Source organism: Mycobacterium sp. JS623 (assembly GCF_000328565.1).
Classification (GTDB): Bacteria; Actinomycetota; Actinomycetes; order Mycobacteriales; family Mycobacteriaceae; genus Mycobacterium.
In genome coordinates, this window is sequence record NC_019966.1 from 2,821,240 (window position 1) to 2,837,393 (window position 16,154).

Genomic DNA, 16,154 nt, shown 5'->3' on the forward strand with positions numbered 1-16,154 from the left:
CGTGCGTGCGTTAGGTAAAGCGGAACCAGCGCAGCGCGCATAGCGAGGCCACCGCGCCCCATGCCGCGAGCACCGCGATTCCGAACCAGTCGACTGACAGCGTCATCGCCTGCGACAGCGCTTCGGTCAACGCACCAGATGGCGTCAACCGAGCCACCCACTGCACGCCGTGCGGCACCATTCCGCCCTCGAGCGTCAGCGCGCCAAGGCCGGCGAAGACGAACCAGAGCAGGTTGGCGATCGCCAGCACGATCTCGGCCTTCAGCGTGCCGCCGAGCAGAAGCCCCAGCGCGGCAAACCCCGCGGTGCCGAGTGCGATGATCGCCGCGCCAAGCGCCAACCCAAGAATGTTCGGTCGCCAACCGAGGCCAAAACCGATGGCGCCCAACAGGATCGCCTGCAGGAATACCACGGTGACAACGGCCAACGACTTGCCCGCGATGATGCCCCACACCGGCAACGCCGTCGCGCCAAGCCGTTTGAGCGCTCCGTAGCGACGGTCGAACGCCACCGCAATGGCCTGCCCGGTGAACGCCGTCGAGATCACCGCGAGCGCCATGATCGCGGGCACGAACGTGGCCGCCCGGTTCGGGCCGAACGAGCCCAGCGGCAGCAGCGTCAGCCCGACCAGCAGCGTGATCGGAATGAACATGGTGAGCAACAACTGCTCGCCGTTGCGCAGCAGCAGCTTGAGCTCAAGGCCGAACTGTGCTGTCAGCATCTTCTGCACGGTCGCCGGGCGGGGATCGGGCGAAAAAGTGCCTGGCGCAAACAAATTGGTCACGATCGCAACTCCCGGCCGGTCAGGTCGAGGAACACGTCCTCAAGGCTTCGCTGCTCGACTCGCATATCGGTGGCCAGTACATCCAGTCGAGCGCACCAGGCGGTGACGGTGGCCAGCACCTGCGGGTCGATGTTGCCCTCGACCAGGTACTCGCCCGGCGCGGTTTCGGTCGCCTGGTAGCTCTCGGGCAGCGCCGACACCAGTAGCGACAGGTCGAGCATCCGTGGCGCGCGGAATCGCAGCTGGTTTTCCGCGCCGCTGCGCATCAGTTCGGCCGGTGTGCCGGTCGCCACCGCGACACCACGGTCGATGATGACGATCCGGTCGGCGAGTTCCTCGGCCTCGGTCAGCTGATGTGTTGTCAGCACCACCGTCACGCCGTCGCGGCGAAGCCCATTGATCAACTCCCACACGACGATTCGCGCATGGGCATCCATGCCCGCCGTTGGCTCGTCGAGGAACACCAGCTCCGGGCGGCCCACCACCGCGCAGGCCAGGGCCAACCGCTGCTGCTGGCCACCGGACAGCCGACGGTAGGTCGTGCGCGCCGCCTCGTTAAGGCCAAGCGTGTCCAGCAGCCATTGCGGGTCGAGCGGGTTAGCCGCATACGCCGCAACGAGATTCAGCATTTCGCCGGCGCGCGCTGCCGGGTATCCGCCGCCGCCCTGCAGCATCACACCGATGCGCTCGCGCAGGCGGGCGTTGTCGGCGACGGGATCCAGTCCGAGGATCTCGATACTGCCCGCGTCGGGCTTGATGAAGCCCTCGCACATCTCCACCGTCGTGGTCTTCCCGGCGCCGTTGGGGCCGAGCAGCGCGAGCACTTCAGCGGTGTTCACGTCGAGGTCGAGTTCGGAGACGGCCGTCGTCGACCCATACCGCTTGATGACGCCGCGCAGGCGCACGGGGACGGCCGACGAGCGCTCGCGCGAGGAGCCGGCAGCACTCGAGGAGGTCACGGGGATTCAGCGTAAGCGCCGGGCTTGGCAGGCTGCGGCGCCGGTATTGCCGGTTCGACGATTTCAGGCACCGGCTCTACGTGCGGACGGCCGGGGTCGGGCAGCTTTCGCCACGGCAATCGGTAGTAGGTGAGGCCGATGAGTATGAGCACAATCACGGTGCTCGCCACGACCGCGAGCAGGATCTGGAACAGTGTGAATCGGTCACCGTTGGCCGTCGGGCCGAAGATGCCGACGACAAGGGTGACACCGATCGTCGCAGTTCGGAACTGCTGTCGGGTAGCCCATGCCGCGAGCGGGATCACGGCCCACAGCACGTACCACGGCTGAACCACAGGGAACAGCAGAACCGTCATGCCGAGCGCGACACCTAGTCCGCCCACCGGATGCAGCCGGCCGCGCAGCACCGCGAGCAACAGGAACGTCACGATGATCGCGATGACGAACACACCGATCGCACGCGTCAGCCCGAGCACCGCGGTGGTGTGATCGCCGAGCCCCAACAGGATGCCGACCTGTCCGGTGCCCAGCGCCAACAACGTCGGCAACGACATCCAGCTGCGCACGACGTTGGCGGTGCCCAGCGTGTACAACCAGCCGAAGCCGAGCCCGCTGGCCCAGCCGATCAGCCCCATCACCGCCAGCGAGACGGCGGTCAGCGACCCGCCAGCGATCAGGAATGCCTTGAACGTGCCGCCCCAGCGGCAGGCCAGCGCCATCGCCACGAAGCCGAGTGCGAGCAGCGACGGCAGCTTCACTTGCGAGGACAGCGTGATCAGCACAATGCCGAGCAGGAGATTCGCCATCGGCAGCCATCGTGCCCAGTCGTCCCTGCCTTGCGGCCAGGCCCAAGGCTTCGGCAGGAGTGGGCCCGCGGCGTCGACGCCGCGCAGCGCGAATTCGGCGCCGGCCAACATCAGGCCCAGCATCAATGCCTCGTTATGAATGCCTGCGACCAGATGCATGATCAGCAGCGGGTTCGCCGCGCCCAGCCACAGCGCACTCACCTCGGCGACACCGCAGCGCCGCGCCAACCGCGGTGTCGCCCACACAATTAGGCCGACGCCGAGCAGCACCACGAGCCGATGGCACAGCACCGCCGCGACGATGTTTTCTCCCGTCAGCGCGGAGATGCCCTGCCCGATCCACAGAAACAGCGGGCCGTAGGGCGCAGGCGTCTCGCGCCACATGTTCGGCACCGACAAGGTGAAGACATGGTCGAGGCCGAGTCCTGGGGCAGGACCCACGCGGTACGGGTTGAGGCCCTGCAGCGAGATCTCGCTCTGCGCCAGGTAGGAGTAGACATCTCTGCTGTACATCGGCGGCGCCATGAGCAGCGGCAGCACCCACAACAGCAGCGTGCGGTCCAGCTGGCTGCGCGTCATGCGCCGGTCGCCGAGGGTGAACCGGCCGAGCATCAGCCAGGCCAACGCCATCATCACCGCGCCCGTGGTGGTCATGGTCAGCGACACCGTCTGAATGCGCGACGGCAGATTCAGCAGCCGGACCCCGAATGTGGGGTCCTGCACCACCGGGCGGGCGCCGACACCCAATGCGCCGATCGCCATCAACACCGTCCCGGTGGCTCCGAACAGGCGGGTGCGCCGGAACGCGATGAGTTCGGCGTCGTTCAGCGGGGAGCCGACGGCACGCTCGTCGCCATGCCATCCGGCAATCGACGTGCTGAGGGTCCGCAGGCGAAGCGCCACCACAGCAGCGTAGCGGCCGGTTGTATGGGTCCCGTCACCCTAAGGGCACCCTTGCTTTACCGGGTTTCTGAATTCCGTCACAATAGTGTTGTGAAATTCGGTCCGGACGCTGGCGCCGCTCAGGCGGCGACTACTAGCGCTGATCGCCACACGCGTGGCGCGATCGTCCAGCTCTTGCTGGAATCCGGACCAATCACAGCGGGGGAGATCGGCGACCGCCTCGGTATTTCCGCCGCCGGCGTGCGTAGGCACCTTGACGCCCTGTTGGACGCGGGCGACGCGCAATCCAGCGCCGCGGCGGCTTGGCAGCACCACGGACGCGGACGGCCGGCCAAGCGGTATCGGCTGACGCCTCAGGGCAGGGCAAAGCTGCAGCATACCTACGACGACCTGGCTGTTGCCGCGATGCGACAGCTGCGGGAGATCGGCGGCGACGACGCCGTGCGCACCTTCGCGAGGCGCCGCATCGATGCCATCCTGTCGGGAGTAACCGATGGGCCCAGTGACGTTGAAGCCAAGGCCGACCGGGTTGCGAATGCGCTGACCAAGGCCGGCTACGCAACCAGCACGACTCCGGTGACGGGGCCGATCCACGGCATCCAGCTGTGCCAGCACCATTGCCCGGTATCGCACGTCGCCGAGGAGTTCCCCGAACTGTGCGAGACCGAGCGGGAGGCATTCGCAGAGATCCTGGGCACCCACGTGCAGCGGCTGGCGACCATCGTCAACGGCGACTGCGCGTGCACCACCCACGTACCGCTCACCCCCGAGAAGCCAAAATCAACCCGGCGCACAGCCCGCGTCAGGAAAACCACGAGCAAGCAAGGAGCGTCGACATGACGACCACTCCCGAGATCCACAAAGTGGGCGAACCGCTCAGCCAGGATGAGGCCATCGCCTCGCTGAGCCGGTACGGCTACGGCTGGGTGGACTCCGACGCGGCGGGCGCCAGCGCACAGCGCGGGCTGTCCGAAGCGGTAGTGCGCGACATCTCGGCCAAGAAGAGCGAGCCGGAGTGGATGCTGGAGACCCGGCTGCGCGCGCTACGCACGTTCGACAAGAAGCCGATGCCGAACTGGGGCTCCAACCTCGAGGGCATCCACTTCGACAACATCAAGTACTTCGTGCGATCCAGCGAGAAGCAGGCTGCCACGTGGGACGACCTGCCCGCCGACATCAAGAACACCTACGACAAGCTGGGCATCCCCGAGGCCGAGAAGCAGCGTCTGGTCTCTGGTGTCGCCGCACAGTACGAATCCGAGGTCGTCTACCACTCCATCCGCGAGGATCTAGAGAAGCTGGGCGTCATTTTCCTCGACACCGACACCGCGCTGAAGGAACACCCGGAGATCTTCAAGCAGTACTTCGGCACCGTGATCCCGGCGGGCGACAACAAGTTCTCCGCGCTGAATACCGCTGTGTGGTCAGGCGGTTCGTTCATCTACGTGCCGCCCGGCGTGCACGTCGACATCCCGCTGCAGGCCTACTTCCGGATCAACACCGAGAACATGGGCCAGTTCGAGCGCACGCTGATCATCGTCGACGAGAACGCCTACGTGCACTACGTCGAGGGCTGTACCGCGCCGATCTACAAGAGCGACTCGCTGCATTCGGCGGTCGTCGAGATCATCGTGAAGCCCGGTGGCCGTTGCCGTTACACGACCATCCAGAACTGGTCGAACAACGTGTACAACCTCGTGACCAAGCGTGCGCGGGCAGAGGCAGGCGCGACCATGGAGTGGGTCGACGGCAACATCGGCTCGAAGGTCACGATGAAGTACCCGGCGGTCTGGATGACCGGCGAGCACGCCAAGGGCGAGGTGCTGTCGGTGGCGTTCGCAGGCGAGGGTCAGCACCAGGACACCGGCGCGAAGATGCTGCACCTGGCGCCGAACACCTCGAGCAACATCGTGTCCAAGTCGGTGGCCCGCGGCGGTGGCCGCGCGTCCTACCGCGGACTGGTTCAGGTCAACAAGGGCGCGCACGGTTCGCGCTCCAGCGTGAAATGCGATGCGCTGCTGGTCGACACGATCAGCCGCTCCGACACCTATCCGTACGTCGACATCCGCGAGGACGACGTGACGATGGGCCATGAGGCCACGGTGTCGAAGGTCAGCGAGGATCAGCTGTTCTATCTGATGAGCCGCGGGCTGACCGAGGACGAGGCGATGGCCATGGTGGTGCGCGGCTTCGTCGAGCCGATCGCCAAGGAGCTTCCGATGGAGTACGCGCTTGAGCTCAACCGGCTGATCGAGCTGCAGATGGAAGGCGCGGTCGGATAGTGGCTGAGCTGACCACTGCTGTCGAGGGAATCAACAAGGGGGAGCTGTTCACGTCGTTCGACGTCGACGCCTTCGAGGTGCCGCACGGTCGCGACGAGCTCTGGCGCTTCACACCCTTGAGGCGTTTGCGCGGCCTCCACGACGGGTCGGCTGTCGCGACCGGCGCGGCCACCATCGACGTCGAGACATCGGATGACGTGCGAGTCGATCGGGTCGGGCGCGACGACTCGCGACTCGGCGCAGCGGGTGCACCCGCTGATCGTGTTGCGGCGCAAGCATATTCGTCGTTCGAGACCGCGACGCTGATCGAGGTGCCGAAGGATACCGTCATCCGCGATGAGATCCAGGTGACGGTGACCGGGCCCGGCGAGGACAAGGTCGCCTACGGGCACCTGCAGGTGCGGGTCGGTGAGCTGTCCGAGGCAGTCGTCGTCATCGACCAACGCGGCAGCGGAACGTATGCCGACAACGTCGAGTTCGTCATCGGCGACGCCGCCCGGCTCACGGTGGTGTCGATCGCCGACTGGGCAGACGATGCGGTGAATGTCAGCACACACCACGCCGCGCTCGGCAAGGATGCGGTGCTGCGTCACGTCGCGGTCACGCTCCGCGGCGACGTCGTGCGGCTGACCGCACGGGCCAAGTTCTGTGCGCCGGGTGGTGACGCCGAGTTGCTCGGGTTGTACTTCGCCGACGACGGCCAGCACTTCGAGTCGCGGCTGCTGGTGGACCACGCCCAGCCGAACTGCCGTTCGCACGTCACGTACAAGGGTGCGCTGCAAGGCGATCCCGATTCGAAAAAGCCGGACGCGCACACCGTGTGGATCGGCGACGTGCTGATCCGGGCCGCGGCCACCGGAACCGATACCTTCGAGACCAACCGCAACCTGGTGCTCACCGATGGCGCGCGTGCCGACTCGGTGCCGAACCTGGAGATCGAGACCGGCGAGATCGTCGGCGCCGGTCACGCGAGCGCCACCGGTCGTTTCGACGATGAGCAGCTGTTCTATCTGCAGGCCCGCGGCATTCCCGAGGACCAGGCCCGCAGGTTGGTCGTGCGCGGCTTCTTCGGCGAGATCATCGGCAAGATCGCCGTCCCCGCGGTGCGTGAACGTCTCACCGCGGCCATCGAACACGAACTCGAGCTAACCGAAGGAATCACTCACTGATGACCACACTGGAAATCAAGGACCTGCACGTCAGCGTCGTCTCCAAAGAGGACGGGACCGACATCCCGATCCTCAAGGGCGTCGACCTCACCGTGAACTCGGGGGAGACCCACGCGTTGATGGGCCCCAACGGATCCGGCAAGTCCACGCTGTCCTACGCGATCGCCGGTCACCCGAAGTACACCGTCACCTCGGGCTCGATCACGCTCGACGGTCAGGACGTGCTCGAGATGACCATCGACGAGCGCGCACGCGCCGGGCTGTTCCTTGCGATGCAGTACCCCGTCGAGGTGCCGGGTGTGTCGATGTCGAACTTTCTGCGCACTGCGGCCACCGCGGTCCGCGGCGAGGCGCCGAAGCTGCGGCACTGGGTCAAAGAGGTCAAGGGCGCGATGGGTGACCTCGAAATCGACCCCGCGTTCTCCGAACGCAGTGTCAACGAAGGCTTTTCGGGTGGCGAGAAGAAGCGCCACGAGATCCTGCAGCTGTCGCTGCTGAAGCCCAAAATCGCGATACTCGACGAGACCGACTCCGGCCTTGACGTCGATGCCCTGCGCGTCGTCAGCGAGGGTGTCAACCGTTACGCGGAAGCAGAGCACGGCGGCGTCCTGCTGATCACCCACTACACCCGCATCCTGCGCTACATCCAGCCGCAGTTCGTGCACGTGTTCGTTGGCGGCCGCATCGTCGAGTCCGGCGGACCGGAACTCGCCGACGAGCTCGAAGAGAACGGGTACGTGCGCTTCACCCAGGCGGTCGGAGCCTGACATGACTCGGGCACAAGAGGTGCTCCTTTCGTCCGCCGCTAGAACTCTCGATGTCGCCAAGATCAGGGCGGATTTTCCGATCCTGAAAAGGGTGATGCGCGGCGGAAGTCAGCTGGCATACCTGGATTCCGGTGCGACATCGCAACGGCCGCTTCAGGTGCTCGACGCCGAGCGGGACTTCCTGACCACGTCCAACGGCGCGGTGCATCGCGGTGCACACCAGCTGATGGAGGAGTCCACCGACGCCTACGAAGAGGGCCGTGCCGACATCGCGGCCTTCGTCGGCGCGGACCCCGACGAGCTGGTGTTCACCAAGAACGCCACAGAAGCGATCAACCTGGTCGCCTATGTGCTCGGCGACGACCGGTTTGACCATGCGGTCGGGCCGGGCGACGTCATCGTCACCACCGAGCTGGAGCACCACGCCAACCTGATTCCCTGGCAGGAGCTGGCGCGTCGCACCGGAGCGACGCTGAAGTGGTACGGCGTTACCGACGACGGCCGCATCGATCTGGAGTCGCTGGTGCTCGACGAACGCGTGAAAGTGGTTGCGTTCAGCAATCACTCGAACGTCACCGGTACGATGGCTCCGGTAGCGGAGCTGGTGGCGCGCGCCAAGGCGGTCGGTGCGCTGACGCTGCTGGACGCCTGCCAGTCGGTGCCGCACCAGCCGGTCGACTTCCACGCGCTCGATGTTGACTTCGCGGCGTTCTCCGGACATAAAATGCTTGGCCCCAACGGTATTGGCGTGTTGTACGGCCGCAGTGAACTGCTCAATGCGATGCCGCCGTTCATCACCGGCGGGTCGATGATCGAGACCGTCACGATGGAGCAGACCACCTACGCTCCCGCGCCGCAACGCTTCGAGGCCGGGACACCGATGACTTCGCAGGTGGTCGGCCTGGCCGCGGCGGCGAAGTATCTGCGAGAGATCGGCATGGCCGCCGTCGAGGCGCACGAGGCAGAGTTGGTGGCAGCGGCACTGAGCGGACTGTCGGACATCGACGGTGTGCGGGTCATCGGACCCACATCACTTGAAAATCGCGGTTCGCCAGTGTCTTTCGTCGTAGACGGCGTTCATGCCCACGATGTCGGGCAGGTGCTCGACGACGACGGCGTTGCGGTGCGCGTGGGCCACCACTGCGCGTGGCCGCTGCACCGCCGGTTCGGCATCGCCGCGACCGCGCGGGCATCGTTCGCCGTCTACAACACGCTCGACGAGGTCGACCGGCTGGTCGCCGGCGTGCGGCACGCGGTCGAATTCTTCGATCCGGCGGGCAGGAGCGAAGCGACCCGGGGATTGGGCTGAGGGACTGACGTGCGGCTGGAGCAGATCTATCAGGAAGTGATCCTCGATCACTACAAGCATCCGCACCATCGCGGGCTGCGCGAGCCGTTCGGTGCCGAGTCGTATCAGGTGAACCCGACGTGCGGAGATGAGGTGCGGCTCCGCGTCGCGCTGAGCGAGGATGGCGAGCGCATCGACGACGTGTCTTACGACGGGCAGGGCTGCTCGATCAGCCAGGCATCGACGTCGGTGCTGACAGATCAGGTGATCGGCCAGAGCGTCGGCGATGCGCTGAAGACTGTGGCGGCGTTCACCGAGATGGTGTCCTCGCGCGGCACAGTCGAAGGGGACGAGGATGTAATCGGCGACGGCATCGCGTTCGCCGGTGTCGCGAAGTATCCGGCACGGGTGAAATGCGCGCTGCTGGGTTGGATGGCTTTCAAGGCCGCGCTCGCCCAGGCGAGCGCATCAAACACAGCGCTAGCTTCATTTGAAGACGAGGAGACCGCAGATGAGCGAAACCGCAGCGCCTAACGACGAACTGCTCGCCGACCTCGAGGAGGCGATGCGCGACGTCGTCGATCCGGAACTTGGGATCAACGTCGTCGACCTCGGGCTCGTTTACGACCTGAACGTCGAACAGGGGGAGCAGGGCAACGTTGCGTTGATCGACATGACGCTGACGTCGGCCGCTTGCCCGCTGACCGACGTCATCGAGGATCAGTCGCGCACCGCTCTGGTTGGTGCCGGACTGGTCAATGAGATCAGGATCAATTGGGTGTGGAACCCGCCGTGGGGCCCGGACAAGATCACTGAGGACGGCCGCGAACAGTTGCGGGCGTTGGGCTTTACCGTCTAGCCGTTGCGGCCGCCGATGATCAGATCCTTGATCTCGGCGAGCTGCTCATCCACTGAGCGGAAGCGCCCGCGCGTCTCTTGGAAGCCTTCGTCCACCCGTGTTTCGAGCACGGTCAATCGTGTTTCGAACACCGCTTAGTCGGATTGCGTGTTCCCGCTGGTTTGCGCCGAGCGCATTTACGTCCGCTAGTACCGCGCGGTAGTCGGCTTGCGATGCTTCGAGCGCTGCTACCCGCGCTTCGAGATCTTCCAGCGTCGCCACGCCATCACACTAAGTCAGAAATGACCACGCGACAGCAGTCATTGTGTCTGTTGTGGATAACCTGCGTCGACGTATTGCGTTTGCCCGCCTCGGAGCGGCCACTGACGTCACAATCGCACTGTGGTCACAGTGCCGGCGTTCGTTTGGCGGGGCGATTTCCTCCGCCGCGCAGTAATCATCGGCGGCGCACTGGGGATCGTCCTCGGCGCGATGGCCTGGATAGATTCCGGACTCCTGCTTGCCGGCATCTTGACGGTCTTCATGACCGGTCTCATCTACGGCAGCTGGATGCCGCGGCGGATGAGACGCTACTGGCCAGGCGCCGAACAACTCTCGGGCGAGGACCGCGTGACGGTGGCTGGCACTGCCCGACGGGGCGAGCACGTCGGCGACTCTCGGTTGGCGCAACCCGTCGTTGACTACAGCGCAGGTATGCATGCAGCGGCCGAGCAGGCTAAGCCCTATCGATGGGTGCTGCCGCTCATCCTCGTCGTGAGCGTCGCAACCGTGTTGTGGGACAGCATCTTTGGCACTTGGGGCAACGCTATCGTGTCCGTCATCTACTTGGTGGCCCTACTGATCGAGCTGCTCTGGTGGCCCAAGAAGCGAGACGAGCTGCTGGCTAATGGTGACCGCGCGGCGGAAATGGCTCGACAGACGATGATCTCTGACTAAAGTCAGAGATATGACGGCGGAGATGGTGGCGCAGGTCAGACGGTTCAACCGCACCGTCACCCAGCGGATCGGCGTGCTCAACGAGAATTTCCTGGCCAGCCACCGGTCACTCGCCCAGAACCGGCTGCTCTGGGAGATCGGAGTCGACGGCTGCGACATCCGCTCGCTGCGGGAACGGCTCGACCTGGACTCGGGCTACGTCAGCAGGCTGCTGCGCGCGCTGGAGGCGGCTGGCCACGTCGTCGTGGAGCCGAGTCCAGCCGACGGGCGCATCCGCATTGCCCGGCTGACGGCGGCGGGCCGCCGTGAGCTCGCCGCACTCGACCGGCGCTCCGACGACGCCGCGGCGGCCATTCTGCAGCCGCTCAACGACCGACAGCGCACCGCACTGGTCACGGCCATGGCGGACGTCGAGCGTCTGCTGATCGCCTCAACGGTCGAGGTCAGGGAATGCGAACCGCGCCACCGCGACGCCCGGTTCTGTCTGCAGACCTATTACGACGAGCTGGCTGTCCGCTTCGAGGGCGGCTACGACCCGGCGCTCAGCCCTGTCGCCGACGCCGAAATGACCCCGCCCGCAGGGCTTTTGCTCGTCGCGTCGTTGCACGGCGAACCTGTCGGCTGTGGGGCGCTGATCTTCTACCCCGACGGCGTGGCCCTGGTGAAGCGGATGTGGGTGGCTCCCGCGGTCCGTGGCCTGGGGCTGGGCCGCCGGCTGCTCTACGAATTGGAGAACCGGGCGCGCGCCGACGGGGTCCGGTTGATGCGGTTGGAGACCCGCAACGAATTGTCCGAGGCGATCCGGATGTATCAGACGTCCGGGTACCGCGAAGTCGAGCCCTTCAACGACGAGCCCTACGCCCATCACTGGTTCGAGAAGTCGCTGTAACGCTCGGGCGAGATCTGGTAACTCAGTCGGTATGAGCCTCGACGAGACGTATGTCGCTACCCGGCGACAACTGCGCGGAGTCGCCGAAAGCCTGATCGCCGGGCCGCAGTACCGCGCGACAGGCACCATCCGGCTGGCGGTGCGCCCGGATGGCTTCGCAGGCGTGGCCGTGCCCCTGGCCGTGCATGGCACGCAGCTGGTCTGGCCCGACGGTGCCGCCGCGCTAGCAGGACCGGTTGGCGCGCTCGCCGACGCCGCCGGCGTCGCCCCTGGCCCGCCCGAGGGCGTATACGACGTCGTCGACCCACTGCCGGTGGATGCGGCGCTGGACGTGGACGCGACCGTGGCGGACTGGCTCTATCGCAGCCACTACGCGGGCGGGCACGCGATCAAGACCGTCCTGCCCGAGGCACACCCCGTGCTATGGCCCGAGCACTTCGACGTCGCCGCCACCGAGGACGAGGTGAACTACGGCGTCTCCGCCGGCGACGACTACCACCCGACGCCGTACGCGTACGTCGGGCCATGGACTGAACGCACCGGTCCATTCTGGAATGCCCCATTCGGGGCGGTTCGTCCGCTCGACGCCGCACACGATGTGGACGAATTGGCCGCGCAGATCACCGAGTTCTTCCAACAGGGCAGACGGGAGTTGTGATTCGGCCATGATCGCAGCCGTGGACGAAACGACGATTCTCGCGGGATTGCGTGCCGGCGACGAGGGAGCGTTCGCCCAACTCGTCGATCAGCATGCGCCATCGATGCTGCGAGTGGCCCGCGGTTATGTGCCCAGCCGCGAGATCGCCGAAGAGGTGGTCCAGGAGACGTGGATCGCTCTGCTCAAGGGCATTGACAATTTCGAAGGCCGATCCTCTTTGCGCACTTGGCTTTTCGCCGTGATGATCAACATCGCCAAGGCCCGCGGGCTTCGCGAGCGCCGCGATGCCGACGCGGCGATCATGGCGTTCACCGACGGCACCGTCGACCCGGCACGGTTTCGCACGGCCGACGATCCCTATCCGGGACATTGGAAACAAGGCGAGCAGCCGTCGCCGTTCCCCGACACCCCGGAGGGATCGGTGCTCAGCAACGAACTCGTCGACGTGGCTGGGCGTGAGTTGGACAGACTGCCCGACCGACAGCGGATGGTGGTGACGCTGCGGGACATGCTCGGCTTCGACTCGGGCGAGGTGTGCAACATGCTCGACATCAGCGTCGCCAACCAACGGGTGCTTCTGCACCGCGGCCGCGCCGCGGTTCGGCAGGCGCTCGAAGAGTATTTGGAGGACCGGTCATGAGCCTGGATGCCATGGACTGCAACGAACTCGTAGAGTTGGTCACCGCATACCTTGACGACGCCCTCGACCGGGAAACCCGCTCGCGCTTCGAGTCCCACCTCGGTGACTGCGACGGCTGCGAGAACTATCTTCAGCAGTTCCGCGAAACCGTGCGGGCCGTCGGCAAGATCCGCGACGACGACCTCGACCCAGGATTTCGCAACCGGCTGCTCGATGCGTTCAGAGACTTCCGTTGATTGCCGCCGGGCAGTTTGCCGTGCCCATAGGCTGGGAACAACCCGATTTACCCGAGCGTTAGGAACATCGTGGCTACGCGAGACATCACCGCCGAAGAGTTCAACGACACCATCAACGACAACGACATCGTGCTGGTGGATTTCTGGGCGTCGTGGTGCGGCCCGTGTAAGGCGTTCGCGCCGACGTTCGCGGCGTCTTCGGAGGAGCACCCCGACGTCGTGTACGCGAAGGTCGACACCGAGGCCGAGCAGCAGTTGGCCGCGGCTGCCGACATCCGCTCCATCCCGACCCTGATGGCATTCAAGAAGGGCAAGCTGGTGTTCAACCAGGCCGGTGCGTTGCCGCCGGCGGCGCTGGAGCAGCTGGTGCAGCGGGTCAAGGAGTTCGATATCGACGCCGCAATCGCCGCGCAGGGCAACGGCGAACCGAAGTAACTGAATGCACGCGATAGCGTGCAGTCCGTGACCGAGCAAAACAACTTCGTCCTCGTCGACCATCCGCGGCCGCATGTCGCGCTGGTGACGCTGAACCGGCCCGAGCGGATGAACTCGATGGCGTTCGACGTCATGGTGCCGCTCAAGAAGGTGCTCGAGGAGCTGACCTACGACAACGCGACGCGGGTGATTGTGCTCACAGGCGCGGGCCGCGGCTTTTCGTCCGGCGCCGACCACAAGTCGGCAGGTTCGGTGCCGCACATCGACGGGCTGACCCGGCCGACGTTCGCGCTGCGATCGATGGAGGTGCTCGACGACGTCATCCTGTCGTTGCGCAAGATGCACCAACCGGTGATCGCTGCCGTCAACGGCGCGGCGATCGGCGGGGGACTTTGCCTGGCGCTCGCCTGCGATATCCGCGTCGCAGGTGAGGCCGGCTATTTCCGGGCCGCGGGGATCAACAACGGCCTGACCGCCAGCGAGCTCGGGCTGTCCTACTTGTTGCCACGCGCCATCGGCACGTCTCGCGCCTTCGAGCTGATGCTGACCGGACGCGACGTCGACGCGGACGAAGCCGCACGCATCGGCCTGGTGTCGCGTGCAGTGCCGGACGACAAGCTACTCGACGTTTGCTACGAGCTCGGCGAGCGCATCGCATCGTTTTCGCGGCCCGGAATCGAATTGACCAAGCGCACGCTTTGGAGTGGACTGGACGCCGCTAGCCTGGAGGGGCATATGCAGGCCGAGGGCCTGGGACAGCTCTTCGTCCGTTTGCTCACCGGCAACTTCGAAGAAGCGGTCGCGGCGCGCGCCGACAAGCGCGCACCGGTCTTTACAGACGACAAGTAGGAGTACCGCAGCGTGATCCGCGCCGACGATGCATCGCGAAGTGGTGAGGAGGAGTGGCGCCAATGATCACCGCAACGGACCTCGAGGTCCGCGCTGGAGCACGCACGCTGCTGTCCACCGACGGCGCAGCGTTGCGGGTCCAGCCCGGCGACCGCATCGGGCTCGTCGGTCGCAACGGCGCAGGTAAGACCACCACCATGCGCATCCTCGCCGGCGAGGGTGAGCCCTACGCGGGCACCATCGTTCGCAGCGCGGAAATCGGTTATCTGCCACAGGATCCCAAAGAGGGCAACCTCGAGGTGCTGGCCCGCGATCGGGTGTTGTCCGCCCGCGGTCTTGACGCGTTGCTTGCCGATCTGGAAAAGCAGCAGGCGCTGATGGCCGAGGTGGCCGACGACGCCGCACGTGACAAAGCGGTCCGGAAATACGGCCAGCTCGAGGAGCGCTTCGCGGCGCTCGGCGGTTATGCGGCCGAAAGCGAGGCGGGCCGCATCTGCGCGAGTCTTGGTCTGCCCGAACGTGTTCTGACCCAACCCTTGCGCACGCTGTCCGGCGGTCAGCGTCGCCGAGTGGAGCTGTCCCGCATCCTGTTCGCCGCATCCGATACGGGTTCGGGGTCGGCCACCACGCTGCTGCTCGACGAGCCAACAAACCATCTCGACGCCGACTCGCTTGGCTGGCTGCGCGACTTCCTACGCGGCCACACCGGCGGTCTAGTGGTGATCAGTCACAACGTCGAGTTGCTCGCCGACGTCGTCAACCGGGTGTGGTTCCTCGATGCGGTGCGCGGCGAGGTCGACGTCTACAACATGGGCTGGCAGAAGTACCTCGATGCCCGTGCGACCGACGAACAGCGGCGCCGCCGCGAGCGTGCCAACGCCGAACGCAAGGCCTCGGCCCTGCGCGCGCAGGCCGCCAAGATGGGCGCCAAGGCCACCAAAGCCGTTGCCGCGCAGAACATGCTGCGCCGAGCCGACCGGATGATGGCCGCGCTCGACGAGGAACGAGTTGCCGACAAGGTGGCCAGGATCAAGTTCCCGACGCCGGCGCCGTGCGGTCGCACACCGTTGGTGGCCAAGGGGCTGACGAAGAACTACGGCTCGCTCGAAGTGTTCACCGGCGTCGATCTCGCGATCGACCGCGGTTCGCGCGTCGTGGTGCTCGGCCTCAACGGCGCGGGCAAGACCACACTGCTGCGGCTGTTGGCGGGCGTGGAGACACCGGACTCCGGGGGACTCGAGCCCGGCCACGGAATGAAGCTCGGCTACTTTGCACAGGAACATGACACGCTCGACAATATGGCGACGGTGTGGGAGAACATCCGTCACGCTGCGCCCGACACAGGTGAGCAGGAACTGCGGGGTCTGTTGGGCGCCTTCATGTTCAGCGGTGCGCAGCTTGATCAGCCGGCAGGCACACTGTCCGGTGGCGAGAAGACTCGACTCGCGTTGGCGGGCCTCGTCGCGTCGACCGCGAACGTGCTTCTGCTCGACGAGCCGACCAACAATCTCGACCCCGCGTCGCGCGAGCAGGTGCTCGACGCGTTGCGGAGTTACGTCGGCGCAGTGGTGTTGGTGACACACGACCCGGGTGCCGCCGAAGCGCTCGACCCGCAGCGGGTGGTGCTGCTGCCCGACGGTACTGAGGACTTCTGGTCCAACGACTACTCGGATTTGATCGAGCTCGCCTGAGCT

19 protein-coding genes are annotated in these 16,154 nt (G+C 65.9%); 15 read left to right on the top strand and 4 right to left on the bottom strand.

The window, feature by feature from the left end:
• Nucleotides 1-10 precede the first annotated feature (10 nt).
• The 3 genes from MYCSM_RS13825 to mptB are packed head-to-tail and all read right to left on the bottom strand — an operon-like array spanning nucleotide 11 to nucleotide 3,452.
• A complete protein-coding gene (locus MYCSM_RS13825) occupies nucleotides 11-787 on the bottom strand; it encodes an ABC transporter permease (RefSeq protein WP_232425800.1) in 777 nt (258 codons plus the stop codon).
• On the bottom strand, nucleotides 781-1,743 hold the full coding sequence (locus MYCSM_RS13830) for an ABC transporter ATP-binding protein (protein WP_015306783.1): 963 nt from the start codon (nucleotides 1,741-1,743) through the stop codon (nucleotides 781-783). Before MYCSM_RS13830 ends, MYCSM_RS13825 begins: the two co-directional genes overlap by 7 nt.
• Nucleotides 1,740-3,452 (bottom strand): polyprenol phosphomannose-dependent alpha 1,6 mannosyltransferase MptB, encoded by a 1,713-nt coding sequence (gene mptB, locus MYCSM_RS13835; protein ID WP_041313998.1) that lies wholly within the window; start codon nucleotides 3,450-3,452, stop codon nucleotides 1,740-1,742. Before mptB ends, MYCSM_RS13830 begins: the two co-directional genes overlap by 4 nt.
• A 24-nt stretch (nucleotides 3,453-3,476) precedes the next feature.
• Here mptB and MYCSM_RS13840 point away from each other — a divergent pair, with 24 nt between their 5' ends.
• Genes MYCSM_RS13840 through MYCSM_RS13870 form a run of 7 tightly spaced genes read left to right on the top strand, consistent with a single transcriptional unit; the run spans nucleotide 3,477 to nucleotide 9,817 of the window.
• Nucleotides 3,477-4,292: a helix-turn-helix transcriptional regulator gene (locus MYCSM_RS13840; protein ID WP_015306785.1), complete on the top strand. Its 816-nt coding sequence runs from the start codon at nucleotides 3,477-3,479 to the stop codon at nucleotides 4,290-4,292.
• Nucleotides 4,289-5,734: a Fe-S cluster assembly protein SufB gene (gene sufB / locus MYCSM_RS13845; RefSeq protein ID WP_015306786.1), complete on the top strand. Its 1,446-nt coding sequence runs from the start codon at nucleotides 4,289-4,291 to the stop codon at nucleotides 5,732-5,734. Before MYCSM_RS13840 ends, sufB begins: the two co-directional genes overlap by 4 nt.
• A complete protein-coding gene (gene sufD / locus MYCSM_RS13850; protein WP_041312042.1) occupies nucleotides 5,731-6,903 on the top strand; it encodes a Fe-S cluster assembly protein SufD in 1,173 nt (390 codons plus the stop codon). The genes sufB and sufD overlap by 4 nt, the downstream gene beginning before the upstream one ends.
• Nucleotides 6,903-7,670: a Fe-S cluster assembly ATPase SufC gene (gene sufC / locus MYCSM_RS13855; RefSeq protein ID WP_015306788.1), complete on the top strand. Its 768-nt coding sequence runs from the start codon at nucleotides 6,903-6,905 to the stop codon at nucleotides 7,668-7,670. Before sufD ends, sufC begins: the two co-directional genes overlap by 1 nt.
• 1 nt (nucleotide 7,671) lies before the next feature.
• The gene (locus MYCSM_RS13860) at nucleotides 7,672-8,979 is read left to right on the top strand and encodes a cysteine desulfurase (protein WP_015306789.1); all 1,308 of its coding nucleotides are present in this window, start codon (nucleotides 7,672-7,674) and stop codon (nucleotides 8,977-8,979) included.
• A 9-nt stretch (nucleotides 8,980-8,988) separates the two neighbouring features.
• The gene (sufU, locus tag MYCSM_RS13865) at nucleotides 8,989-9,492 is read left to right on the top strand and encodes a Fe-S cluster assembly sulfur transfer protein SufU (RefSeq protein ID WP_015306790.1); all 504 of its coding nucleotides are present in this window, start codon (nucleotides 8,989-8,991) and stop codon (nucleotides 9,490-9,492) included.
• Nucleotides 9,470-9,817 (top strand): metal-sulfur cluster assembly factor, encoded by a 348-nt coding sequence (locus MYCSM_RS13870; RefSeq protein WP_015306791.1) that lies wholly within the window; start codon nucleotides 9,470-9,472, stop codon nucleotides 9,815-9,817. Before sufU ends, MYCSM_RS13870 begins: the two co-directional genes overlap by 23 nt.
• Here the strand turns inward: MYCSM_RS13870 and MYCSM_RS38720 are convergent.
• Nucleotides 9,814-9,948: a hypothetical protein gene (locus tag MYCSM_RS38720; protein ID WP_257720750.1), complete on the bottom strand. Its 135-nt coding sequence runs from the start codon at nucleotides 9,946-9,948 to the stop codon at nucleotides 9,814-9,816. The two genes, MYCSM_RS13870 and MYCSM_RS38720, sit on opposite strands and share 4 nt — an antisense overlap.
• 250 nt (nucleotides 9,949-10,198) lie before the next feature.
• Between MYCSM_RS38720 and MYCSM_RS13880 the strand changes: the two genes are divergently transcribed.
• The 8 genes from MYCSM_RS13880 to MYCSM_RS13915 all read left to right on the top strand — a co-directional run bounded on the left by MYCSM_RS13880 (nucleotide 10,199) and on the right by MYCSM_RS13915 (nucleotide 16,151).
• Nucleotides 10,199-10,753 carry a hypothetical protein gene (locus MYCSM_RS13880; protein ID WP_015306792.1) on the top strand — a complete coding sequence of 185 codons (555 nt, stop codon included), beginning with the start codon at nucleotides 10,199-10,201 and terminating at the stop codon, nucleotides 10,751-10,753.
• Nucleotides 10,754-10,763: 10 nt separating this feature from the next.
• Entirely contained in the window at nucleotides 10,764-11,642 is an 879-nt protein-coding gene (locus MYCSM_RS13885) for a bifunctional helix-turn-helix transcriptional regulator/GNAT family N-acetyltransferase (protein ID WP_041312045.1), read from the top strand.
• 31 nt (nucleotides 11,643-11,673) lie between these two features.
• Nucleotides 11,674-12,300 (top strand): hypothetical protein, encoded by a 627-nt coding sequence (locus tag MYCSM_RS13890; RefSeq protein WP_015306794.1) that lies wholly within the window; start codon nucleotides 11,674-11,676, stop codon nucleotides 12,298-12,300.
• Between the two features lie 7 nt (nucleotides 12,301-12,307).
• Entirely contained in the window at nucleotides 12,308-12,940 is a 633-nt protein-coding gene (locus tag MYCSM_RS13895; protein WP_015306795.1) for an RNA polymerase sigma factor, read from the top strand.
• On the top strand, nucleotides 12,937-13,176 hold the full coding sequence (locus tag MYCSM_RS13900) for an anti-sigma factor family protein (protein WP_015306796.1): 240 nt from the start codon (nucleotides 12,937-12,939) through the stop codon (nucleotides 13,174-13,176). Before MYCSM_RS13895 ends, MYCSM_RS13900 begins: the two co-directional genes overlap by 4 nt.
• Before the next feature lie 69 nt (nucleotides 13,177-13,245).
• Nucleotides 13,246-13,611: a thioredoxin gene (trxA, locus tag MYCSM_RS13905; protein ID WP_015306797.1), complete on the top strand. Its 366-nt coding sequence runs from the start codon at nucleotides 13,246-13,248 to the stop codon at nucleotides 13,609-13,611.
• Nucleotides 13,612-14,460, top strand: coding sequence for an enoyl-CoA hydratase (locus MYCSM_RS13910; protein WP_232425801.1), 849 nt, complete (start codon nucleotides 13,612-13,614; stop codon nucleotides 14,458-14,460).
• Nucleotides 14,461-14,522: 62 nt separating this feature from the next.
• A complete protein-coding gene (locus MYCSM_RS13915) occupies nucleotides 14,523-16,151 on the top strand; it encodes an ABC-F family ATP-binding cassette domain-containing protein (RefSeq protein ID WP_015306799.1) in 1,629 nt (542 codons plus the stop codon).
• Nucleotides 16,152-16,154 lie beyond the last annotated feature (3 nt).